This window comes from Bacillus sp. F2HM, assembly GCF_019266135.1.
GTDB lineage: Bacteria > Bacillota > Bacilli > Bacillales > Bacillaceae > Bacillus > Bacillus safensis.
Genome location: NZ_LRMO01000018.1, coordinates 171,120 through 194,381, shown reverse-complemented (window position 1 = coordinate 194,381; position 23,262 = coordinate 171,120). Strand labels below are relative to the sequence as shown.

The 23,262-nt window shown below is 41.4% G+C and carries 30 protein-coding genes, 1 pseudogene and 1 riboswitch; of the genes and pseudogenes, 27 read left to right on the top strand and 4 right to left on the bottom strand.

Translation table 11 applies throughout. The features are described from left to right. Positions 1-127: 127 nt before the first annotated feature. The 12 genes from AWT60_RS12255 to lysA all read left to right on the top strand — a co-directional run bounded on the left by AWT60_RS12255 (position 128) and on the right by lysA (position 9,491). Positions 128-1,282 (top strand): D-alanyl-D-alanine carboxypeptidase family protein, encoded by a 1,155-nt coding sequence (locus AWT60_RS12255; RefSeq protein WP_373272913.1) that lies wholly within the window; start codon positions 128-130, stop codon positions 1,280-1,282. Between the two features lie 161 nt (positions 1,283-1,443). Next, on the top strand, positions 1,444-1,797 hold the full coding sequence (spoIIAA, locus tag AWT60_RS12250; protein WP_024422866.1) for an anti-sigma F factor antagonist: 354 nt from the start codon (positions 1,444-1,446) through the stop codon (positions 1,795-1,797). Then, positions 1,794-2,234, top strand: coding sequence for an anti-sigma F factor (spoIIAB, locus tag AWT60_RS12245; protein ID WP_024422865.1), 441 nt, complete (start codon positions 1,794-1,796; stop codon positions 2,232-2,234). Before spoIIAA ends, spoIIAB begins: the two co-directional genes overlap by 4 nt. A 13-nt stretch (positions 2,235-2,247) precedes the next feature. Then, positions 2,248-3,015, top strand: a complete 768-nt coding sequence (sigF, locus tag AWT60_RS12240) for an RNA polymerase sporulation sigma factor SigF (RefSeq protein ID WP_024422864.1) — start codon at positions 2,248-2,250, stop codon at positions 3,013-3,015. A gap of 115 nt (positions 3,016-3,130) precedes the next feature. After that, positions 3,131-3,751, top strand: a complete 621-nt coding sequence (locus tag AWT60_RS12235; RefSeq protein ID WP_076840996.1) for a stage V sporulation protein AA — start codon at positions 3,131-3,133, stop codon at positions 3,749-3,751. After that, on the top strand, positions 3,741-4,157 hold the full coding sequence (locus AWT60_RS12230) for a stage V sporulation protein AB (RefSeq protein ID WP_024422862.1): 417 nt from the start codon (positions 3,741-3,743) through the stop codon (positions 4,155-4,157). The genes AWT60_RS12235 and AWT60_RS12230 overlap by 11 nt, the downstream gene beginning before the upstream one ends. Before the next feature lie 20 nt (positions 4,158-4,177). Further along, entirely contained in the window at positions 4,178-4,630 is a 453-nt protein-coding gene (spoVAC, locus tag AWT60_RS12225; protein ID WP_041109674.1) for a stage V sporulation protein AC, read from the top strand. A gap of 12 nt (positions 4,631-4,642) precedes the next feature. After that, positions 4,643-5,659, top strand: a complete 1,017-nt coding sequence (gene spoVAD, locus AWT60_RS12220; RefSeq protein WP_087975841.1) for a stage V sporulation protein AD — start codon at positions 4,643-4,645, stop codon at positions 5,657-5,659. Continuing rightward, positions 5,659-6,009 (top strand): stage V sporulation protein AE, encoded by a 351-nt coding sequence (gene spoVAE / locus AWT60_RS12215; RefSeq protein WP_024422860.1) that lies wholly within the window; start codon positions 5,659-5,661, stop codon positions 6,007-6,009. Before spoVAD ends, spoVAE begins: the two co-directional genes overlap by 1 nt. A 6-nt stretch (positions 6,010-6,015) precedes the next feature. Further along, on the top strand, positions 6,016-6,624 hold the full coding sequence (spoVAEA, locus tag AWT60_RS12210; protein ID WP_041109671.1) for a stage V sporulation protein SpoVABEA: 609 nt from the start codon (positions 6,016-6,018) through the stop codon (positions 6,622-6,624). Beyond that, a complete protein-coding gene (locus tag AWT60_RS12205) occupies positions 6,578-8,050 on the top strand; it encodes a spore germination protein (RefSeq protein WP_256928484.1) in 1,473 nt (490 codons plus the stop codon). The genes spoVAEA and AWT60_RS12205 overlap by 47 nt, the downstream gene beginning before the upstream one ends. 115 nt (positions 8,051-8,165) lie before the next feature. Further along, positions 8,166-9,491, top strand: coding sequence for a diaminopimelate decarboxylase (lysA, locus tag AWT60_RS12200; protein ID WP_034280367.1), 1,326 nt, complete (start codon positions 8,166-8,168; stop codon positions 9,489-9,491). A gap of 39 nt (positions 9,492-9,530) precedes the next feature. On the opposite strand, the gene AWT60_RS12195 is transcribed toward lysA, so the two are convergent. Then, a complete protein-coding gene (locus AWT60_RS12195) occupies positions 9,531-10,415 on the bottom strand; it encodes a DUF1002 domain-containing protein (protein WP_024428065.1) in 885 nt (294 codons plus the stop codon). Between the two features lie 321 nt (positions 10,416-10,736). Here AWT60_RS12195 and AWT60_RS12190 point away from each other — a divergent pair, with 321 nt between their 5' ends. Next, positions 10,737-11,174: a peptidylprolyl isomerase gene (locus AWT60_RS12190; RefSeq protein WP_008359679.1), complete on the top strand. Its 438-nt coding sequence runs from the start codon at positions 10,737-10,739 to the stop codon at positions 11,172-11,174. A gap of 29 nt (positions 11,175-11,203) precedes the next feature. Here AWT60_RS12190 and AWT60_RS12185 read toward each other — a convergent pair whose 3' ends face one another. Next, positions 11,204-12,427, bottom strand: a complete 1,224-nt coding sequence (locus tag AWT60_RS12185; protein WP_226014767.1) for an MFS transporter — start codon at positions 12,425-12,427, stop codon at positions 11,204-11,206. A gap of 311 nt (positions 12,428-12,738) precedes the next feature. Between AWT60_RS12185 and AWT60_RS12180 the strand changes: the two genes are divergently transcribed. The 7 genes and pseudogenes from AWT60_RS12180 (at position 12,739) to AWT60_RS12150 (ending at position 17,081) form a co-directional block, all read left to right on the top strand. Next, positions 12,739-13,320 carry a TetR/AcrR family transcriptional regulator gene (locus tag AWT60_RS12180; protein ID WP_024428067.1) on the top strand — a complete coding sequence of 194 codons (582 nt, stop codon included), beginning with the start codon at positions 12,739-12,741 and terminating at the stop codon, positions 13,318-13,320. 202 nt (positions 13,321-13,522) lie between these two features. Then, entirely contained in the window at positions 13,523-13,759 is a 237-nt protein-coding gene (locus AWT60_RS12175; RefSeq protein ID WP_039179646.1) for a DUF2164 domain-containing protein, read from the top strand. A gap of 229 nt (positions 13,760-13,988) precedes the next feature. Next, positions 13,989-14,333 (top strand): hypothetical protein, encoded by a 345-nt coding sequence (locus tag AWT60_RS12170; protein ID WP_008344451.1) that lies wholly within the window; start codon positions 13,989-13,991, stop codon positions 14,331-14,333. Positions 14,334-14,439: 106 nt separating this feature from the next. Next, positions 14,440-14,581: riboswitch (FMN riboswitch) on the top strand. Positions 14,582-14,834: 253 nt separating this feature from the next. Next, on the top strand, positions 14,835-15,485 hold the full coding sequence (ribE, locus tag AWT60_RS12165) for a riboflavin synthase (protein WP_218677304.1): 651 nt from the start codon (positions 14,835-14,837) through the stop codon (positions 15,483-15,485). 11 nt (positions 15,486-15,496) lie between these two features. After that, positions 15,497-16,102 (top strand): annotated as a pseudogene (gene ribB / locus AWT60_RS12160) (3,4-dihydroxy-2-butanone-4-phosphate synthase); the annotation flags it as partial. Positions 16,103-16,149: 47 nt separating this feature from the next. Further along, positions 16,150-16,614, top strand: a complete 465-nt coding sequence (gene ribH, locus AWT60_RS12155; RefSeq protein ID WP_029706184.1) for a 6,7-dimethyl-8-ribityllumazine synthase — start codon at positions 16,150-16,152, stop codon at positions 16,612-16,614. Positions 16,615-16,727: 113 nt separating this feature from the next. Continuing rightward, positions 16,728-17,081 carry a GNAT family N-acetyltransferase gene (locus AWT60_RS12150; protein ID WP_024422850.1) on the top strand — a complete coding sequence of 118 codons (354 nt, stop codon included), beginning with the start codon at positions 16,728-16,730 and terminating at the stop codon, positions 17,079-17,081. Positions 17,082-17,105: 24 nt separating this feature from the next. Here the strand turns inward: AWT60_RS12150 and AWT60_RS12145 are convergent, their stop codons facing one another. Then, entirely contained in the window at positions 17,106-17,630 is a 525-nt protein-coding gene (locus tag AWT60_RS12145; protein WP_202738858.1) for a DUF309 domain-containing protein, read from the bottom strand. A 90-nt stretch (positions 17,631-17,720) separates the two neighbouring features. Then, entirely contained in the window at positions 17,721-17,813 is a 93-nt protein-coding gene (locus tag AWT60_RS12140) for a YjcZ family sporulation protein (protein ID WP_012010430.1), read from the bottom strand. Between the two features lie 209 nt (positions 17,814-18,022). Between AWT60_RS12140 and AWT60_RS12135 the strand changes: the two genes are divergently transcribed. From AWT60_RS12135 to rluB, 7 genes are all read left to right on the top strand, one after another. Then, positions 18,023-18,781 (top strand): segregation/condensation protein A, encoded by a 759-nt coding sequence (locus tag AWT60_RS12135; protein WP_024422848.1) that lies wholly within the window; start codon positions 18,023-18,025, stop codon positions 18,779-18,781. Then, positions 18,771-19,364, top strand: coding sequence for an SMC-Scp complex subunit ScpB (gene scpB / locus AWT60_RS12130; protein ID WP_056767184.1), 594 nt, complete (start codon positions 18,771-18,773; stop codon positions 19,362-19,364). Before AWT60_RS12135 ends, scpB begins: the two co-directional genes overlap by 11 nt. 113 nt (positions 19,365-19,477) lie before the next feature. Continuing rightward, positions 19,478-19,957: a YpuI family protein gene (locus AWT60_RS12125; RefSeq protein ID WP_024422846.1), complete on the top strand. Its 480-nt coding sequence runs from the start codon at positions 19,478-19,480 to the stop codon at positions 19,955-19,957. Between the two features lie 113 nt (positions 19,958-20,070). Continuing rightward, positions 20,071-21,222 carry a D-alanyl-D-alanine carboxypeptidase family protein gene (locus tag AWT60_RS12120; protein WP_202738860.1) on the top strand — a complete coding sequence of 384 codons (1,152 nt, stop codon included), beginning with the start codon at positions 20,071-20,073 and terminating at the stop codon, positions 21,220-21,222. Continuing rightward, complete coding sequence (locus AWT60_RS12115; RefSeq protein WP_024422844.1) at positions 21,210-21,797, top strand: nucleoside recognition domain-containing protein; 588 nt, start codon at positions 21,210-21,212, stop codon at positions 21,795-21,797. Before AWT60_RS12120 ends, AWT60_RS12115 begins: the two co-directional genes overlap by 13 nt. 4 nt (positions 21,798-21,801) lie before the next feature. After that, positions 21,802-22,338, top strand: coding sequence for a spore maturation protein (locus tag AWT60_RS12110; RefSeq protein ID WP_024422843.1), 537 nt, complete (start codon positions 21,802-21,804; stop codon positions 22,336-22,338). Between the two features lie 135 nt (positions 22,339-22,473). After that, a complete protein-coding gene (rluB, locus tag AWT60_RS12105; protein ID WP_024422842.1) occupies positions 22,474-23,208 on the top strand; it encodes a 23S rRNA pseudouridine(2605) synthase RluB in 735 nt (244 codons plus the stop codon). The last annotated feature ends 54 nt before the right edge of the window (positions 23,209-23,262 follow it).

Below are 23,262 nucleotides of genomic sequence, written 5' to 3'. Positions count from 1 at the left end.
GAAGGCTTTTTTTATTTGCAATCATACGATCTCTGAATAAAACAGCCTGTATGAGGAAAAAATAGAAAGGATTACGATAATGGAGGTCTGCCACTTGAAACGTCATATATGTGCATTGTTTATTTTAATGATCCTTATCTCAATGGTTTCACCATCAGCGATAGCAAAAGAAAAGATTGAAAAACCAGGAGAAAAACAAACATCAGAATTGGCACACGAAGCCAAATCAGCGATCTTAATAGAACGAGACACGGGAAAGGTGCTTTACAACAAAAACAGCGATGAAAAGCTTGCACCCGCAAGTATGACCAAAATCATGACGATGCTTCTGATCATGGAAGCCATTGATCAGGGTAAACTAAAAATGACAGACAAGGTCAGAACGAGCGACTATGCAGCGTCCATGGGAGGCTCACAAATCTTCCTTGAACCAGGAGAAGAAATGACCGTGAAAGAAATGCTGAAAGGCATTGCGATTGCGTCAGGAAATGATGCTTCAGTTGCCATGGCAGAGCATATTGCAGGATCTGAAGAACAGTTCGTTGAGCAGATGAACAAAAGGGCGAAAGAGCTTGGCCTCAACTCAACAGTCTTTCAAAACCCAACAGGACTTCCTGAAAAAGACCATTACAGCACAGCTCACGATATGGCAATAATGGCAAAAGAGCTGTTGAAATATGAACAAATCACCAAATTCACAGGTGTCTACGAAGACTATCTAAGGCAAAACACAGATAAAAAATTCTGGCTTGTAAATACAAACCGTCTGATTAAATTTTATCCAGGTGTCGATGGGGTAAAAACCGGTTTTACAGGTGAAGCGAAATACTGTTTAACTGCATCTGCTAAAAAAGGCAACATGCGCGTCATTGCGGTTGTCTTCGGCGCAAGCACTCCGAAAGACAGAAACGCTCAGGTAGTCAAAATGTTAGATTACGCATTTAGTCAATATACGACCCATCCGCTTTACAAAAGAGGGCAAGATGTGGCGGAGATCAAAGTGAGCAAAGGGAAAAAGAAAAACATTCAGCTCGTTACTTCTGAACCGATCTCCCTTTTAACGAAAAAAGGCGAAAATGTGGATCAGATCAAAAAAGAAATCAAATTGTCTCATGATGTCAAGGCTCCATTTTCAAAAGGAACGGAACTTGGTACGATCGTGTTGAAAAAAGACGGAAAAGTGCTGCATGAAAGTCCTGTAGAAGCAAAAGAAGGAATGGAAAAGGCAGGGGTTTGGACTTTCTTCAAACGGGCGATGGCTGATTTTGTAAAATGGAAATAAAAGGCGAAAGGCTGCTGTAATTGGCAGTCTTTTTGCTATGAGGAAAAAGAAAAGAACATCTAAATGTGACGAATGGTCACTAGTTTTGTCATGGTGAAGGATTTATTTCATATAAAAGAGAAACACTCTTTATCCGAAATTAGAGCAAGGAGGAATAAAAAATGAGCCTTGGTATTGATTTTCAAGTAAAAGAGAGCGTACTTTGCATTCGGTTAACAGGAGAGCTCGATCATCACTCCGCAGAAACATTGAGACAAAAGGTGACGAATTATTTGGAAACAGAGGACATTCGCCACATTGTGCTGAATCTGGCTGATTTATCGTTTATGGACAGCTCTGGACTCGGAGTGATTTTAGGAAGATATAAGGAAATTAAGCAGCTTGGCGGGGAAATGGTCGTCTGTGCCATCTCGCCAGCAGTGAACCGGTTATTTGATATGTCTGGCTTGTTTAAAATCATTCGGATGGAGCCTTCTGAGCAAACGGCTTTGCAAACATTGGGGGTGGCATCATGAGAAATGAAATGAACCTGACGTTTTCGGCATTAAGCCAAAATGAATCGTTTGCAAGGGTGACAGTCGCGGCATTTATCGCTCAGCTTGATCCGACTTTAGATGAATTAACAGAAATCAAGACCGTTGTATCTGAGGCAGTGACCAACTCCATCATCCATGGCTATGATGGGAATCCAGATGGCAAGGTGCACATCCATGTCACATTAGATGATCATGTCGTTTACCTCACCATCCGTGACGAAGGTATGGGTATTACAGATCTTGAGGAAGCAAGACAGCCGCTTTTCACCACAAAACCAGACTTAGAGCGCTCTGGAATGGGCTTTACCATCATGGAGAATTTTATGGATGATGTCATGGTGGACTCATCTCCAGAAATGGGCACGACCATCCGTTTAACAAAGCATCTATCAAAAAGCAAAGCGCTTTGTAATTAAAGGAGCTGCTCATATGGATGTGGAGGTAAAAAAGCAAGCTAAAAAAGCCCAGCTGTCAAATGATGAAGTCAAAGAGCTCATCAAAAAAAGCCAAGACGGTGATCAGCAAGCAAGAGACCTCCTCGTAGAAAAAAACATGCGTCTTGTTTGGTCCGTTGTTCAGCGCTTTTTAAATAGGGGATATGAACCAGATGATCTATTTCAGATTGGCTGTATTGGACTGCTGAAATCTGTTGATAAATTTGATTTGTCATATGATGTAAAGTTTTCAACGTACGCCGTCCCCATGATCATTGGTGAAATTCAGCGATTTATTCGGGATGATGGAACGGTCAAAGTCAGCCGGTCATTAAAGGAACTCGGAAATAAAATTCGTCGGGCAAGGGATGAATTGTCTAAGTCTCATGGAAGAATGCCGACCGTTCAGGAAATTGCCGAATACCTTGATATCACACCAGAGGATGTCGTCCTCGCCCAAGAAGCGGTGCGCTCGCCATCATCCATTCATGAAACGGTGTATGAAAATGATGGGGATCCGATTACATTGCTTGATCAAATTGCCGATCATTCTGAGGAAAGATGGTTTGACAAAATCGCACTGAAAGAAGCGATCAAGGAATTAGAAGAACGGGAAAAACTTATTGTGTATTTAAGGTATTATAAAGACCAGACACAATCTGAGGTTGCAGAGAGACTTGGCATTTCACAAGTACAAGTCTCACGGCTTGAAAAGAAAATTTTAAAACAAATCCAAATGCAAATGGATCAAAAAGACAGCTAGCCAATTCGGCTGGCTTTTTTTTGTGTGGTAATTACCGGTAAATCAAGTTCTATCAGTATGAGAACCATTTTTCACCACATACTATTTTTAACCCATCGTATAGGAAGTGACTTGGATGGACGGACAAATCTTTATTCGGCTGCGTCATCGAATCAAGACCGGTATTGATCAGCTCATTTATTTAGAGGATATCGCCCAAATCACTGGTGATGAGTTTGCTGTGCAAAAGCTTAGTAAAATGCCGGTGTATCATGTCAGCAAAAAGGATCGTCACATCGCCGTTCTTGATATCATGCATGTCGTCAAAACGATCAAAAAAACGTGCCCAGATATCGACATTCAAACCGTTGGCGGCTCTGAGGCCATTGTTGAAATTGATACAGGCAAACGCCAGCTTTCTCCCGTTTTATTTGTGTTTGTATGGCTCCTATTATTTGTTGGAGCGGCGCTTGCCATTATGAATTTCCACGAGGATGTCAGTATGCGGCTCGTTCATATCCGCCTATATGAAATGATCACAGGGAAAACGGTTGAGCATCCGTATTTATTACAAATTCCATATAGCTTTGGACTCGGTTTTGGCATGATTTTGTTTTTCAATCATGTATTTAAAAAGCGTTTAAATGAAGAACCAAGTCCGCTCGAAGTGGAAATGTTTAAATATCAGCTCGATCTCGATCATTATGTCGCACTCAATGAAAATAAAGAAACATTGAAGGATATCCATGATCGGTAAGTGGCTTTTTGTCGTACTCGTTGGACTTGGCGGCGGTTTAACGGTCGGAGCAGGATTTGTGGCTTTTCTTACAGTGCTTGGCATCATTCCCCGCTTAATGCAATTAACCAAAACGCAGCGCTTCATACAAGGGTACGAGGCGGCTGTTATTAGCGGGGCGGTTGTTGGCGGCTGGGCCACCTTAAGTCAAATACATCTTCATTTAACCAAATGGCTGGCGATGCCGGTCGGTCTTTTATCAGGCATCTTCGTCGGCATGCTTGCAGCTGCACTCACTGAAGTATTAAATGTACTTCCTATATTAACGAAAAGAATTGGAATGGACGGGAAAATTGTTTTGCTGCTCATGGCCATCGTCTTAGGAAAGGTATTTGGTTCACTATTTCATTGGCTTATTTATATTTAATCAATTGGAGGGAACAACACGTGTCGAGTTTAAAAGAGAACTATCCATCTAAGGTGAAAACATATCAGCCCAAACCTCCTTATGTCCTCAACTGCATTAAGGCGTTTTTAGTTGGCGGTTTAATCTGTCTGATAGGTGAGGGGCTGCAAAATTTCTATATCCATTTTTTTGATTTTAATGAAAAGACAGCAGGGAATCCGACGGTGGCAACCCTCATTTTAATTTCTTCTCTATTAACGGGTATCGGTATTTACGATAGAATCGGCCAGTTTGCTGGAGCCGGATCGGCCGTACCGGTGACAGGCTTTGCTAACAGTATGACAAGTGCTGCCCTTGAGCATAAAAGTGAAGGGCTTGTTTTAGGTGTTGCCACAAATATGTTTAAACTCGCTGGGAACGTTATTGTGTTCGGTGTCGTTTCCGCATATGTCGTAGGGATCATTCGATACGTCTTTGAAAAGATGTTTTCGTAGGAGGAATGAAAGGTGAAACTAACAGGTAAACAATCTTGGGTATTTGAGCACAAGCTTTATGTCAATGCAGAAGGAACTGCTGCAGGACCGAAAGAAAAAGAAGGCCCGATTGGCCATTTAATCGATAAAACGTACGATGAAATGCACTGTGATCAAAAGAATTGGGAAATGGCTGAAAGGAAGCTCATGGATGATGCGATATCAACCGCTTTATCAAAAGCAAATTTGCAAAAAAGCGATATTGACCTGTTGCTGGCTGGAGATTTACTCAATCAGAACGTCACTGCAAACTATGTGGCAAGAGAGCTGAAGATCCCGTTTCTTTGTTTGTTTGGGGCCTGCTCGACTTCAATGGAATCGGTTGCCATTGCGTCAGCGCTCATTGATGGCGGATTTGCAAATAGAGCCATTGCAGCGACAAGCAGCCATAATGCGACGGCAGAACGCCAATTTCGTAATCCGACAGAATACGGCGGACAAAAGCCCGATACAGCAACAAGTACAGTGACAGGAAGCGGAGCCGTTATTATCAGCCAAGAAGTCTCTGACATTCAAATTACAAGCGCAACAGTGGGCAGGGTCATGGATCTTGGCATTACAGATCCATTTGATATGGGATCGGCCATGGCACCGGCAGCGGCAGACACCATCAAGCAGCATTTAGAAGACTTAGGAAGAACAGTAGATGATTACGATCTGATTTTAACTGGAGATTTATCAGGCATTGGTTCACCGATCTTAAAGGATCTCCTGAAAGAAGACGGCATTCAGCTTGGGAGAAAGCACGATGATTGCGGTTTAATCATCTATACACCCGATCAAAACGTATTCGCTGGAGGCAGCGGTTGTGCTTGTTCAGCTATAGTGACATTTAGTCATATCTTTCAAGAAATGAAAGCAGGGAATTTGCAAAGAGTACTCGTTGTGGCAACCGGGGCGTTACTCAGCCCGATGATGGTTCAGCAAAAAGAGACCATTCCAACCATTGCGCACGGTGTCGTATTTGAGCGTGCAGGAGGAGAGAGCTAATGGATTATCTTATCGCTTTTGTGGCAGGCGGACTTATTTGCGTCATTGGCCAGCTTTTACTAGACGTACTTAAACTCACGCCTGCACATGTCATGACTACTTTTGTTGTAGCGGGTACCATTTTAGATGGATTCGGTATTTATGATAAATTTATTGAATTTGCAGGTGCGGGCGCAACCGTACCAATCGTCAGCTTTGGTCATAGCTTGCTTCATGGGGCAATGCATCAGGCAGATGTACATGGATTCATCGGCATCGGTATCGGTATTTTTGAATTAACCTCTGCTGGAATATCAGCTGCGATTTTATTCTCATTTATTGTCGCGCTTATTTTTAAACCGAAAGGATAACCGAATATGGGGCAAAGACGGAAAGTCATTTTAGTGACAGACGGAGATATATATGCTGCCAAAACCATAGAGCTTGCTGCTAAAAACGTCGGCGGACGATGTATTTCCAGCTCAAAAGGAAATCCAAGCAAACGGACAGGACCTGAACTTGTTCAGATGATTTTAAAAACGCCGTATGATCCAGTCTTTGTGATGTTTGATGATTCTGGTCTGACAGGTGAAGGAACAGGGGAGACGGCGATGAAACATGTGGCGCGCCATCCTGAAATCGAAGTTATTGGTGCGATCGCAGTTGCATCCAAGACGCATCAAGCAGAATGGACAAAGGTTCATGTCTCCATTGACCGGGAAGGTGAACTGACAGAATATGGTGTCGACAAACACGGTCTTCCCGAAATGGAGCCCCATAAAATGAGCGGGGATACAGTGTATTGCCTTGACTCCCTCAACCTTCCGTTAGTTGTCGGGATTGGAGATATTGGCAAGATGGGACGAAAAGATGATCTGAGCAAGGGATCTCCAATCACGATGAAAGCAGTGGAATTAATACTAGAAAGGAGTGGTTACCATGAAGAAAGACAAGGTAAACGTGTACCGAGACCCGAAAAAAAATGAAGATTACTTCAAGGAAAATGTCGGAATGGGTCTCAGCTTTGACCTTGGTGTTCGGAAAATTTATATACACGAGCAGGAAATCCAGCTTTACTATGTAAACGGATTGTGTGATACACAGTATGTCATCTACTTATTAAAAGAACTAATCGAAATCAATGACAACGAACCTGAATCAGATGATCTTGCACATGTAGTTGAGAACCGCCTTGTCAATCAGCAGGTTTCAAAGGTAGAAACGCTGGATGAAGCAGTGGATCAAGTGCTGTCTGGGCTTGTAGCAGTCGTTGTAGAAGGTGAAAATTACGCCTTTATCATTGATGTTAGAAGCTATCCTGGCAGAATGCCTGAGGAGCCGGATACGGAAAAGGTGGTCCGGGGAGCAAGGGACGGTTTTGTTGAAAATATTATTGTGAATACAGCGCTTATTCGAAGAAGAGTGCGGGATGAAAAGCTGAGATACAAAATGCTCAAAGTAGGCGAACGTTCAAAAGCGGATGTCTGTGTTTGCTATATTGAAGATATTGCAGACCCTGACTTAGTAGATATTATAGAAAAAGAAGTATCAGGAATCAAAGTCGATGGGCTGACGATGTCTGATAAAACGATTGAAGAATTTATAATTAAGCAAGGATATAATCCCTTTCCGCTAGTGCGTTACACCGAGCGTCCAGATGTCGCCGCTAACCACATATTAGAAGGGCATGTCATCATCATTACGGATACATCCCCTAGTGTTATCATTACACCAACCACTATTTTTCACCACGTTCAGCATGCAGAAGAATACCGCCAGGCACCTGCCGTTGGTACATTCTTAAGATGGGTACGCTTTTTAGGCATTTTATGTTCTACCTTTCTTTTGCCGATTTGGTTTCTTTTTATCCTCGAACCAAATCTCCTGCCTGACAATTTAAGCTATATTGGATTTAATAAACCTTCTCATATCCCTGTGATTCTCCAAGTATTTCTTGCTGATTTCGGGGTGGAATTTTTAAGGATGGCTGCGATTCATACGCCAACCGCATTGTCGACCGCCATGGGGCTGATCGCGGCTGTTTTAATTGGACAAATCGCCATTGATGTTGGTTTATTTACACCAGAGGTCATCTTATACGTCTCGCTGGCAGCGATCGGTACCTTTACAACGCCAAGCTATGAACTGAGTGTCGCCAATAAGATTGTAAGGCTCATCATCCTAGCACTAGTAGCGATCTTTAAGCTGAATGGACTCATCATTGGTTTTACGTTGTTAATCATTTATTTAACATCCATTCGTTCATTGCAGACGCCTTATATGTGGCCGTTCATTCCTTTTAATGGAAAGGCTTTGTGGCAAGTACTAATTCGGACGTCTGTTCCTGGCTCAAAAGTAAGGCCGAGCATCGTTCACCCTCAAAACAGATCAAAAATTCCGCCAAATTCTTAACGCTCATTGAAAGTGGCTGAAGATTGTGATATTGTATTTTTAACTTTGAGACAAGGCAAAAGGCAGCTCACGCAGCTGCCTTTTTTCAGCCGAAGCGGAGAAAGAGGGAATGACATTGTATTTACACGGCACTTGCAGACAAAATGAACTCGGTCATTTAGAAATTGGTGGTGTTGATGCCGTTTCTTTAGCTGAAACGTATGGGACACCACTTTATGTATATGATGTGGCTTTAATACGGGAGCGCGCAAAAAGCTTTCAAAAAGCATTTATAGAAGAAGAATTAACGGCACAGGTAGCATATGCGAGTAAAGCATTTTCCTCCATCGCCATGTTTCAGCTTGCCAAAGAAGAAGGATTATCTCTTGATGTCGTATCAGGCGGTGAGCTTCACACAGCCATTTGCGCTGGATTCCCAGTAGAAAAAATTCATTTCCATGGCAATAATAAAAGCAGAGAAGAATTAAAAATGGCTTTAGAGCATGGGATCGGCTGTATTGTTGTGGATAATTTCTATGAAATGAAGCTCATTGAACAGCTTGGTCAAGAGCTGTCAAAAAAAGTGAAAGTATTGCTCCGCATCACGCCTGGTGTCGAAGCGCATACGCATGATTACATTACGACAGGTCAAGAGGATTCAAAATTTGGCTTTGATCTTCACAATGGACAAGCAGATGAAGCGGTGAAACAAGTGCTTGGGTCAGAAGTGATCGAGCTTTTAGGTGTTCATTGTCATATCGGTTCACAAATTTTTGATACGGCTGGTTTTGTCCTTGCAGCCGATAAAATCTTTTTGAAGCTGGATGAATGGAGAGAATCATTTGGTTTTATTTCTACAGTATTAAACTTAGGCGGCGGCTTTGGGATTCGTTATACAGAAGAGGATGAACCACTTCCTGCGACAGAATATGTCGAAAAAATTATCCAAGCTGTGAAAGAGAACGTGGCCCGCTATGAGTTTGATATGCCAGAGATTTGGATAGAACCAGGCCGTTCTCTTGTTGGAGATGCAGGGACGACTCTTTATACGATCGGATCATCAAAACATGTACCTGGCATCCGTGATTATGTAGCGATAGATGGCGGAATGAGTGATAACATTCGTCCAGCTTTATATCAAGCGAAATATGAAGCCGCAAGTGCCAACAAAATGAGCCAAACGCATGATCAAACGGTTTCAATTGCCGGGAAATGCTGTGAAAGCGGAGATATGCTCATTTGGGATATCGATCTGCCAGAATTATCACAAGGGGATTTATTAGCTGTCTTTTGTACCGGAGCTTACGGCTATAGTATGTCAAACAACTATAACCGTATCCCGCGCCCAGCTGTTGTGTTTGTAGAAGACGGGGAAGCGCAGCTAGTGGTTGAGCGTGAAACATATGAGGACATTGTCAAACTTGATTTACCATATCAATCAAAAGTGAAATCATCTACTTAAAAAAAGCCGCCTGGAGTTCAGGCAGCTTTTTTTCATGAATTATTTTCCTCCAGTGAATACAGAAACGATCGCATTCCAAATGGAGACAAAGAAATCCCAAATCTTTTGAAGAAGGTTTTTCCCTTCATCCGATTCTATGAATTTAGTAATCTTGTCTTTTGCTTTATCAATTTGAGATCCTACTTGATTCCAATCGATATTGATGTTTTTCATTTTATCAAATAGCGAGACAAGCTGATCTTTTTGATCCTGCGTCAGATTTAAGTTCAAATCAGAAGCAGCCTGATCCACTTTTTCTTCTACTTCTTTCGTGGTTTTAGGAACACCATTTTTTGCAATGTCATCTTTGATTTTTGCAATAAGGGCAGAAGCATTATCTTTCCCGATAGAGTCACCCAATTTAGAAGTTGTCACAAGCTCTTCGTTTGCCACCTGCTTCACATCTTCTGGAATGGCTTTGTCGCTTGACACCTCATACGCTTTTAGTAAGCCCGTCAGTGCCGCTGTACCAGATACTTCAAATGGAGCAGTCACGACAACCTTGGCATCTTTGACACCTGCTGTCATTAAAGCATTTAAATACATCTCATCTGTAATGGTCTTGATGTTGTGTGTATCCACAGTCAGACCAGTACCTGATTTTTCAATGGTGATCGATGAAGATGATAATGCTCTCGTCCCGATTTGAGAACGAGGGATATACTTTCCTAAATATTCGTGCTCTTCTTTATTGGTTACTTCAATTTTTGTCGCATTTTCAGGTGGGTTCAACTCGTCAAGCACCTTCTGGCGATCAGCCGGTGTTAGGTCTTGCCCGAGTGTGACGATGACATCGCCGACAGCTGCATCCGCTAAGCTGACTTTTGGCGCACCAATTAGGAAAAGGAGCGCTGCCATCATACCAAGCATCATTTTTTTAAACATGTTGACCTCCTTCAAGTCGAAAGCGTTCCTCTTTCAAGAGAAACTCATCTTTTGAGTACACGTGATGAAGTGCACTCCATCATATAGACGTAACAAATTGGCTCGACGTTTCAATTTTCTTTTTAAGATGTGTTCCTGTTCCGATAAATGAAGACATGTCATTTAGTCAGATATCATTTTATTAGGAAAAAAGAATCAAGCAACCCTATTTTATCAATCATCAGATAAGAGGTAAATGACAATCGAAGAGCAGGGGATGTTTAACATCACCGAAAATGTGCTATAATGAGCGTTGTTTAACCTGAAAGGAGAATGTGAAAAATGGCGAAAAAAGGATACATACAATTAACGAATGGAAAGAAAATTGAGTTTGAACTTTACCCAGAGGCTGCTCCAGGTACAGTAGCAAACTTTGAAAAATTAGCGAATGAAGGCTTCTACGATGGATTGAAATTCCACCGCGTGATTCCAGGTTTCGTCAGCCAAGGCGGCGACCCAAACGGTAATGGAACAGGTGGTCCTGGTTACACAATTAAATGTGAAACAGAAGGAAATCCACATCAGCACGAAAGAGGTTCATTATCAATGGCGCATGCTGGTAAAGACACAGGCGGCAGCCAATTCTTTATCGTACATGACCCGCAGCCGCACTTAAACGGTGTTCACACTGTTTTTGGCAAGGTAACATCTGGTATCGAGGCTGTACTTGATATGGAGCAAGGCCAAGGCATGGAAAAAGTTGAAGTTGTAGATGCTTAATCTAAAACACCGCTTAATCGCGGTGTTTTTTATTTTGTTTGTGAACCTACTGTGATTTGTTTCGTTAGGCGGTAGGTGATGAACCAGTACAAAATGGCTAAAGCGCTGATAGAGGCACCAAAGAGACATACTCCGCCCCAGCCATAGGTCGCGTATATACTGGTTGAAACAATTGAGCCGGTCGCACTGCCGATGGAGTAAAAAATCATGTAAGCCGCAGTAAGCCGGCTTCTCGCCTCAGCCCGTACTGTAAAAATCATACTCTGATTGGTCACATGAACTGCCTGCACAGATAGGTCAAGAATGATAATGCCAATGACTAATGCAATAAGTGAATGTTCAGTCAAACTGATGAAAAACCATGAAATGAATAATAGGACAAGAGCTATACCAGTTGTGAACTGTCCAAAACCTCGATCAGCAAGGCTGCCAGCCCGAACAGCCCCTAACGCTCCGGCTGCTCCAGCAAGACCAAATGCGCCAATTGCAGTATGTGAAAGAGAGTATGGCGCAGTACTGAGAGGCAGTACGAGTGAAGTCCATAACGTACCAAAGACGATAAAAATCAGAAGAGCCAAAATCCCACGGATGCGCAGAATTCGTTCTTGTATGAACAATATAAACAATGAACGTAGCAGATGAACATAGGATAATGACTCTCTTTTGCTGTCATCACGCGGGAGCACTCGGAACAATACGCCAGTTAGGATAAGCATGATGACGGCAGAAACAAGATAAACAGACCTCCAGCCAGCAAAATCGGTTAATACACCAGCAAAGGTTCGAGCGAGAAGAATGCCGGTTACGATTCCACTTTGCACCAAGCCGACTATACGGCCGCGTTCTTCTGGAGCAGCCCAACTTGCTGCAAACGCAACGAGTACCTGAGTGACTACAGCGAGCAGTCCGACCACTGCTAATCCTAGAAATAGGACGGTGACGATAGGAGCGATGCCGACTAGAATGAGGGCAAGCACAGATAAAAGCATCTGACCGATAATGAGCCGTCGTCGATTCAACAGATCACCAAGCGGTACTATCAGTAGTAGCCCCGCCGCATAACAAAGCTGAGTAATCGTAATGACAATACCAATGGATGAATACGTGATACCGAATTCGTCTGCCAGTGAATCTAGTAACGGTTGTGCGAAGTATATGTTTGCAACAGCCATCCCACACGCTGCTGCAAAAAGTAGTGCCATATAGTGACTCATCTTTGATTGAGGTTTTATTCGAAAATGAGCCGTTTTCATATCAGGATGATCTCTTGGAGTCATTTTATCTTTAACCATTCATTGCATCCTCTCCTTTTTATACTAAAAAGTATAATATATCGATCGGTATAAAATGATTCCTGTTAAGGATAACCAACAAAATATTTTAAAGTCAAGAGTTTAATCCAGTTATTCTAAGTTGGTCTTGAAGAAAGAAAGACAGTTTGACAATTTTACATGAATAAAATAAAATTATAATGTACTGATTGGTAATGAAAAATGATATCCTTACAAATAAATGAATAATTGTTTTGGTGAAATGATTTTATTGTTGAAAAGAGGAATTGATGATGGTTCGACAGCGTGAGTTTGATGAGGAAAAAGCGTTGGATGATGCAATGGTGCTTTTCTGGGAAAAGGGGTATAGAGCTACAACGTTAAGCGATTTGACTGCAAAAATGGGAATACAGCGGCCAAGCTTATACTCAGCCTTTGGAGATAAAGAGGAGTTATTTGAGGCTGCATTACGTAAATATACAAAGCAGCATGCAGCCCGCATTCGAACAAAACTTCAAAACAATCAATCTGTAAAGAAAGCATTTCATACATTATTTACAGATGTAGTGGAAGAGGAATATAGAGATGGCCCGAGTAAAGGCTGTTTTTGCATTAATACGATAGTGGAGCTTGCTCCACACGAAGAGAAATTTGAAATTCTGACAAGAGAGCATCAGATGTATCTTTCGGTCATATTTGAAGAAAAGATTGTGCAAGGTATTCGCTCAGGTGAGCTTGAAAGCAGCTTGAATGCTAAAGCCTTAGCACAGACACTGGTCGTTTCTTTCATCGGGCTTACCGTCCTAATGAAGTCACGTCCAGAGCGTTCATTTGTAGATCATTCTGTAGCGACGATCCTGTCCATTTTAAAATAAAATGGACAACGCGCTATGGCAGCTTCCATGAAAAAATTATACAGCATAGTGAAAGCGTATTTGATCCATTACATCAAAATACGCTTTTTCTTATAGGGCAGTCATGCGCAGAATGTATTTTTATGATATGATAGGAGAACAAACATTCGTATTTGCGGGGTGCCAGCACATCCAGATGCAAATGAAGAAAGAAGGGGATACTTTGAAACCACTCACAAAAGAAGAGAAAAATCAAATGATGATGGCCATTCAGCGTTACTTTGCCGAAGAACGAGAAGAAGAGATTGGTGAATTAGCAGCCATTAATATACTAGAATTTATCACAAAAAACCTTGGAAGTTACTACTATAATCAAGGGGTTCGCGACAGCCGCAGCATCGCTGTTCAGCGGTCACAATTGTTAGAGGAAGACTTATTCGCACTCGAAAAAAGAATATAATGAAAAGCTTGCAGTATGGTGTGTTACGAACTAATAAACAGGAAAAAGACCCCCTTAATAAAGAACGCATATTCGTATCATATGTAATGATTAAGAGGTGGAACCAAAGGGCCATCTGAATCGTTATATAAGTAACCATTAATGAAAATCAGCTTTTTTGGTTTTATTTCAATAAAAGAAGGAATAAAACATACAAATAGGCGAAGTGCAGATGATGGAGGTTCTAAATATGGGGAAAATTAAATTAAAAATTGCGATCTTATTTGTTTTACTGCTTTGTTTAGGCGCAGGTTATTTATACATGAATGGCATGAAAATTGAAGATGTGCCAACAGCTATTGGCGAAAGCTTAACAAATAATGATAAAGATTACACCATCTATGAATATACCATTACGAAAATTGATGGAGATGAATATTACGGTCAAGCGAAGAATGGCACAAAAATCATTTTTAATGGTAAGAAATTTGAAGATGATGTGGCCGATCTGAAAAAAGGCGATCGTATTAAAGCCTACTTTAGTAATGAAAAAAGAATAGATGGACTGATAAAAGTAGTAAAAGTCGTAAATTGACATGTCTCCTTTCCTATAAGGAGACTTTTTTTGTGAAGAAATCTTGATTGTTGCATTTGACAACAAGGATCGCTATAATAGCCCCTAAGGACAGCTAAATATCGATTGTATCCTTCGGGGCAGGGTGAAAATCCCGACCGACGGTAATAAAGCAAATGCTTTACAGCCCGTGACCCGTTAATTTATTAACGGTTGATTCAGTGAAAAGCTGAAGCCGACAGTGAAAGTCTGGATGGGAGAAGGATAAAGAAAGCTATGAACGAAAAATATTTGTTGATCATAGTCTTATTTCTGATGCAAAAAAACCACAGCCCCGGAATTTTTTCCGGGGCTTTCTGTATGATTTTGTCGTTAATAGACTGCATGCAGTGTTTATTAGGTGATCCCTCATCTACCTTGTATGGACCATAAAAAGCGACGAAGGTGCTCAATCGATCACATGTCCCTAACATCGCTTTTTTTAAAAGTGAGAAATACAAATGAAACGAAAGGGAGGATCACATGTTTACGGGGATAATTGAAGAAGTTGGCACCGTTCAGTCATTAAGTAAAAAGTCAGCAGATGCCATGGAAATTGTCATTACCTGCAGCCGTGTGCTGGAAGATGTTCAACTCGGAGACAGTATCGCCATTAATGGAGTATGTCTCACAGTCACAAGCTTCACAAAAGAACAGTTTACGGCAGATGTGATGCCAGAGACGGTCAAAGCGACATCGCTGGATCAGCTGACACAAGGCAGTCCAGTGAATTTAGAGCGAGCCATGTCCTCAAATGGACGATTTGGCGGCCATTTTGTCTCAGGCCATGTTGATGGAACGGCTGTCATTACCCGGATAGAAAAGAAGAGTAATGCCATTTACTATGATTTAAAGATGAACAAGACCCTCACAGATATGCTCACCCAAAAGGGTTCGATCGCAATAGATGGTGTCAGCTTGACCATTTTCGATTTGCGAGATTCACATGTCACAGTCTCTATTATTCCTCACACGCTTGAAGGAACTATTTTCCCGACTAAATCTATGGGGGATATCGTGAATATAGAGTGTGACATGATCGGTAAATACATTTATCGTTTTTTAACAAAAGAGCAAAGCGAAAAACAGCCATCTCGATTGACCCCATCATTTCTAAAAGAGCACGGATTCTAGGAGGCGATTGTATGTATCATTCCGTTGATGAGGCAGTAAATGCCCTTAAACAAGGAGAAATCATTATCGTAGTGGATGATGAAGACAGAGAAAATGAAGGAGACTTTGTGGCACTTGCTGAGTATGCCACGCCTAGGGTGATTAACTTCATGGCTTTACATGGAAGAGGCCTCATTTGTACGCCAGTCCATGCGTCGATTGCCAAACAACTGAATCTGCATCCAATGGTTGAACATAATACGGATGCACACCATACAGCATTTACAGTAAGCATCGACCATGTGACAACGACAACTGGTATTAGTGCTTTTGAGCGCTCCACGACCATGCTGGCCATGTTAAATAAAGACGCAAAACCAGACGAATTTGCCCGTCCAGGACATGTTTTTCCGCTTATTGCAAAAGAGGGCGGCGTACTAGAAAGACCAGGTCATACAGAGGCGGCGGTTGATCTTGCTAAACTGGCAGGCTCAGAGCCAGCGGGTGTCATATGTGAAATTATGAATGCAGATGGATCAATGGCGCGCGTCCCTGAACTAAAGGAGATCCAAAAACAGCATGATTTAAAGATGCTGACTATCGAAGCATTACAGACATATTTAAACAACAATCGAACAGCCGCTATTGAAACAAAATAAAAATCACAAAAAAGGATGATCAACATATGAATACAATACAAGGTCATGTAGTAGCAGAAGGACTAAAATTTGCAATCGTTGTAGCGAGATTCAATGATTTTATTACAAGTAAACTGTTAGATGGAGCAGAAGATACATTACTCAGACACGGAGCAAATGGTGATGATATCGATGTTGTGTGGGTACCAGGCGCTTTTGAAATCCCGTACATGGCAAAAAAATTAGCAGAAACCAAAAAATATGATGCAGTCATCACACTTGGAACCGTGATCAGAGGCGCAACGACTCACTATGATTACGTTTGTAATGAAGCTGCTAAAGGAATTGCTCAGAGTGCTATGTCAACAGGGGTACCGATTATCTTTGGTGTACTCACAACAGAATCTATTGAACAAGCCATTGAGAGAGCTGGTACAAAAGCAGGAAATAAAGGCAGCGAATCGGCTGCAGCTGCTATTGAAATGGCGAATCTCAATCGAACGTTCTCTTAATTTAGTGAAAAAGAGTTTAAAAACGGTATAAAAATGTTTATAATGTGTGATGAGCAAATGAATCATAAGACATTTGCTGGAAATTAGGATAATTTGAATATTGAGGGGTATATATGTTAATTCGTTACAAGAGGTCTTTTGAAAAAATTGCCATGGGACTTCTGTCCTTTATGCCGGGTGAGAAAGACGTCAAACAGCTTCAGCAGACGATGAAGTCATATGAAATGGATGAAGATCGGCAGCTGTTCCTATGGAAAGATGGCGAGGATATTGTAGGTGCTATTGGTGTGTTGAAAACAGACGACCAAGTACAAATCGAGCATATTAGTGTGAATCCATCCCATCGTGATCAAGGAATCGGCAAGGAAATGGTTTTAGCCGTGGAAGAAATATTTAAAACCAAAACACTCATTCCAAATGAATTAACGCAAGGCTTCTTTCATAAGTGTCACAGCGAATCAAATTAAATATCACACATTTAAAAGCAGAGGCTACAGTCCTCTGCTTTTTTTACGTTCAATCTGCTTTTTTCGTTCCAGCAAAATTTCTGTCCGGTCACGGAGTCTATGTTTTTCGATCAAAAATGTATGGGATAAGTTGCTTTCCTGTCCAAAGAGCAGTCCTTCTTTTTGGGCCATTTCTTGGCATAAAGAAAGAAGTGCTTCATCTTTGATTGGCAGCATCACACTTTCATAGGGCAAATCTTCATCCATTTTCTTTTTCAGCGTTCTCAGAAGCATCAGAAATGCCTCATCATCCAGACCGAGATTCGATAATACTGAACGGTTTGCTTCTAACAAATGAAGACTGTTAGAAATGAGCCGTTTTGCTCCTTTTCCATTTCCCCGTCTTTGATGATACAAGGCAACTGCGAGCTGAATGAGCCCGACCCAATATTCTTTGCGCTGCTCAGGGGGATCTTCTTTCCAATATTCCTCTAAAATTTCATGACACTCAAAATAATCTCTTGTCGTATGAAATTCGTGTAAAAAAGCCACGTACGCTTCAGGATACACAGCGGTCATCTCCTTTTCCACTCTCAGTCTAACATATCGAAAAGAAAAGAAGAAAGAGCGTCCCTTTAGTGAAAAGGACGCTCTGTTTCTTTAATAAACCCAAGCCGCGCCAACGATGATCAGCAAGATGAAAAGCACGACAATTAGCGCGAATCCTCCGCCGAAGTTATAGCCATCTCCCATAATGATACGGCCTCCTTTTTCATCAGTTCTGATTACAATGGTATTCTATGTATAAATGCCCTTATTGGTATGGGCGAATCCACTGTTTTTCTTGATTTGCCTAAGGCATTTTGGCCGAAATTATATTGGACGAGAGCTTTATCCTGTCTTATACTAAAGATTGGCCGGTGAAACGGTACTTAGAAGACAGTAGAAATGGTGAGAAAAAGATGCTGGAATATCAGGTGAAAATAGATTCGTTCGAGGGTCCTTTGGACTTGCTGTTACATTTAATTAACCGTTTGGAAATTGATATTTATGATATTCCCGTCGCTAAAATTACGGAGCAGTATTTATTATATGTCCACACGATGAGGGAGCTTGAGCTCGATGTTGCGAGTGAATATTTGGTCATGGCTGCAACCCTCCTGAGTATTAAAAGCAGAATGCTTCTTCCGAAACAAGAGGAAGAGCTGTTTGATGAAGACCTGCTCGAAGAGGAAGAAGACCCTCGAGAAGAGCTGATTGGCAAATTGATTGAATACCGCAAGTATAAAAATGCAGCACAAGAACTAAAGGAACGCGAAGAAGAAAGGCAAAATGCCTTTACAAAACCACCGAGTGATTTAAGCGAATTTGCAAAAGAATCAGAAGCGAAGGACACAAATTTACACGTAACGGTGTATGATATGTTAGGTGCGTTCCAAAAGGTATTAAATCGAAAGAAAATAACGAAACCAGCACCATCAAAGATTACAAGACAAGAAATCCCGATTGAAGACAAAATGAATGAGATTATGAACCATTTAAGAAAAACAAAAAAGCGGACCAATTTCATGACTCTGTTTCAACATGATCAAAAGGAACACCTTGTCGTGACGTTTCTTGCTGTTCTCGAATTGATGAAAAGTCATCAAATCATGCTAGAGCAGGAAGGGAACTTTGAAGACATTTATATCATAGGGAGTGAAACGATTCATGACGCTTGATATCGTGAATTGGAAAGCCATCTTAGAAGCGCTGCTGTATGCAGCAGGTGACGAAGGCTTAACAAGAAAACAGCTCATGTCTGTTCTTGAAATAGATGAGTCGGTATTACTCGACATTATGTCTTCCGTAAAGGAAGAATATCAAAAACAAGAACGAGGGATTGAGCTCATTGAATATGCAGATTCATATATGCTGCTGACGAAAAAAGAATACAGCATGTACTTAAAAAAATTAGTCGAGACACCATCCAAGGGTTTGTCGCAGGCAGCGCTGGAGGTGCTTGCCATTGTTTCTTATAAACAGCCGATTACACGCAGTGAGGTAGAGGAGATTAGAGGAGTCAAATCAGAGCGGGTACTTCATAGCTTAGTAGCCAAAGCGCTGCTCTGTGAAGTAGGACGTGCCGATGGTCCGGGACGAGCGATTCTTTATGGGACAACCCCTACCTTTTTAGAGCAATTTGGATTAAAAGCCTTAGATGAATTACCGCCGCTTCCAGAGAATGTGGAAGCAGATGGAGTACAAGAAGAGGCCGATCTATTTTTTGAAAACTTCAATCAAACATTTGAAGACATAAAATAGTTCAAAAGAATGAAAAATGTATGATAAAATATAAAAAAGATTTTAGGTCTAAAATCTTTTGATGACAGATAAAATGGTGACAAAGCCATGAGGGGAAGGTAAACACGAAACAAATGGCACATATGAATGTAAAGGCTCAAGTTGATCAAGCAGGCGTCTTTTTATCAAAGGTTGCAATTGAAATGAATGGTTTTCTGAACGAAACCACCTTATCAAGCTTGAAACGATTAAACCCCGAAGCGGAAGCCTATTATTGTGACATATTGAGTACATTACGGAAGCTTGCAGTGTACAGCGAGGATGCAGCAGCAGTTTGCAGGAAAATGGGCCAGCAGCAGACATTCCCGCAGCAAGCCGCACAGCAGATGCTCCACCGTATTTATCATCAATGTATTGAAGAATTTTTCACGCCTAAAAAGGATACATGGTATGAAGACAGCCGTTCGGCCTATACAGGAAAAAGCAGCATTGTTTTTCACCATGAAGTATCCGCTGATATGAAACAATTATTTTCTTCATTAGAAAAAGACTTTTTAGCGATGAGAGAAGAGCTCGAATATACGACTTCTCATCAGCAAGTGAAAATGGTATAAGCAACTTGAAGAAGCGTCTCTACATGTAGAGGCGCTTTTTTTTATGGACGAGGCATCATAACTTTTTCAGCTGAGCATACACTTGTACAAAACGGACAAGGACGTGAATGAACATGCCCTATTTAAAAATTGGAACAGCAGTCCTTCTTCTATTTACACTCTTACTGCCTTTTTCCTCACATGCCAAAGCAGACATTTCATTATCAGTGAGTGCAAGAAGCGCCATTTTAATAGATGGACAGTCAGGCAGAGTCCTATTTGGAAAGGACGAGCACGAAAAAAGAAGAATCGCCAGTATTACAAAAATCATGACGGCTGTATTAGCCATTGAATCAGGAAAAATGAAAGATACCGTCAAAGTATCAAAACGTGCGATTGGGGCGGAGGGGTCATCCATTTATTTAAAGGAAGGGCAGAAGGTGAGCTTAGAAGATTTGACATACGGGCTCATGCTGCGTTCTGGAAATGATGCAGCTGTTGCCATTGCAGAGCATGTTGGCGGCAGCTTAGAAGGCTTTATTTTTATGATGAATCAAAAGGCGGCTGAACTAGGAATGGAGAATACGAATTTTCAAAATCCGCACGGACTCGATGATCATAAAAATCATTATTCATCAGCCTATGACATGGCGATCCTAACAAAATACGCAATGAAGCATAAACAATATCAAAAAATTGCCGGTACAACTTTCTATAAAGCGAAGACAATGGAAGGCTATTGGAAAAATAAAAACAAGCTGCTCACCGGTTTATACGAATATTCCACCGGAGGGAAAACAGGATATACAAAACTTGCAAAACGAACACTTGTCTCCACCGCTGCAAAGGGTGATGCTCAGCTGATCGCTGTGACCATTAATGCACCTGACGACTGGAAGGATCATATTTCTATGTTTGAATATGCATTTGATCACTATAAAACGTATGTGCTTGCTGAAAAAGGAAGGCTTGCTTCGTTAAAAGGGACCTTTTACGAAAAAAAAGCGTTTATCAAGCGTGATGTGGACTATTTTTTAAATGAAGATGAGAAAAAACTTGTCAAAATTGAAACGGAAATGCTCGCTCCTAAAAAGAAGTGGAAAAAAAACGCCGAAGCCATCCCAGATGTTGTAGGAAAAATGACGATTTTGTTAGATGGACAGGTGATCGAGCAGTTACCGATTTTTTATGAAAATAAACGAAATCGCATGCCTCAAAAAAGCTTTCAAGAAATGTTTAAGTCTGTCTTTCAGACATCTATAGGCGGATCTTCATGGTCAATCTAATTTGGGTATTTCTCACTGTCATCGGTCTTGTCTATGCGATGTTTAATGGAACGATGCAGGAAGTGAACGAGGCTGTATTTAAAGGCTCAAAAGAAGCGGTTACTATTTCAATTGGTTTGATTAGTGTCCTCGTTTTTTGGCTCGGGCTCATGAAGATTGCCGAAGAGGCAGGGCTGTTAAATTTCTTTAGTAAATTGTGCCGGCCCTTTATTTCAAAGCTATTCCCGGATATTCCGCCTAATCATCCTGCAATGGGGTATATTTTGTCCAATCTCATGGCGAATTTCTTTGGTCTCGGGAATGCCGCTACACCGCTTGGAATTAAGGCGATGGAGCAGATGAAAGCATTAAACGGCGGAAAAAATGAGGCAAGCCGTTCTATGATTACATTTCTAGCGGTCAACACATCCTCTATCACACTTGTGCCAACAACCGTCATTGCAATAAGAATGACCTATGGGGCAGATCAGCCAACAGACATTGTAGGGCCAACCATTTTAGCAACACTCATTTCAGGAATCGGTGCAATCATCATCGATCGTTATTTCCACTATCGCAGAAGCAGGCGGGGGTGATCTTGTGGCATTTATTAACTGGCTGTCACTTGCTTTGATTCCACTGATCATCGCAGGGATTTTGATTGCTGGAACCATTAAAAAGGTACCAACCTATGAAACATTTGTAGAGGGAGGAAAAGAGGGCATTCAAATTGCCTTTTCAATCATTCCTTATTTAGTCGGTATGCTTGTAGCCATTACGATATTCCGTGCGTCAGGTGCGCTTGATTTTGTTATGGGACTATTAAAACCAGTCTTTACAGCGATTGGTTTCCCGCCAGAAGTGGTGCCGCTTGCGTTTATTCGCCCGATATCAGGAACGGCTGCACTTGGAATGACATCAGACTTGATAGCGACGTATGGCCCAGATTCTTTTATTGGCCAGCTTGCAGCTGTCATGCAAGGGTCAACAGACACCACCCTTTACATTTTAACGGTCTATTTTGGAGCAGTCGGGATTAAAAAAATGGGAGATGCGCTGAAAGTAGGTTTGTTAGCAGATCTCATTGGTGTCATTGCCTCTGTGATTATCGTCAGTTTGTTATTTAGCGGCGCCTAATCAGGCGCTTTTTTGTATTTCATGGATGGAAAATCGCTTTTTAGCTGAAATTAGACAGACGAAACGCTTATTTTTCCACGAATGCTTGTTTGTTTTAAGTCAAGCAAGTAAGATAGTACATGAGGTGAAAGACAAATGGAACGTTTACAGAAAGTAATTGCACATGCCGGCGTCGCTTCAAGACGAAAGGCTGAAGAATTAATTAAAGAAGGACGAGTTACCGTTAATGGTCAAACAGTGACAGAGCTCGGAGTGAAGGTGGGCTCTTCAGATAAAATTGAAGTCAATGGATTAAAGCTTGAAAGAGAAGAACCGGTTTACTTTATGCTTTATAAACCGCGCGGCGTCATTTCGGCTGCCGAGGATGATAAAGGACGCAAGGTCGTCACAGATTTCTTTGATGATGTCCCGCAGCGTCTTTACCCAATCGGCCGGTTAGATTATGATACGAGCGGTTTGATTTTGATTACAAATGATGGGGAATTTGCCCATAAGCTCATGCACCCGAAATACGAAATTGATAAAACGTATGCAGCGAAGCTAAAAGGCATTCCATCAAAGGAACTGCTTAGAAAGCTAGAAAAAGGGATCATGTTAGATCATAAAAAAACAGCACCTGCTCGTGCGAAAATGCTTTCTATTGATAAACGAAAGCAAACTTGTATTGTTCAATTAACCATTCACGAAGGCAGAAACAGACAGGTGCGCCGCATGTTTGAAGCGATTGGACATGATGTGTTAAAGCTAAAAAGGGAGCAATATTCGTTCCTTCATATTGAAGGTATGAGACCAGGAGACCGCAGAGAATTGTCTCCGCATGAAGTAAAGCGCCTGAGAGCAATTGCCGATCATGGGAAAAGCGCTTTTTAATTTTCACATAAACTTCAAAAAATGAAGAAGCATCAAAAGAAGGAGAATGCTATA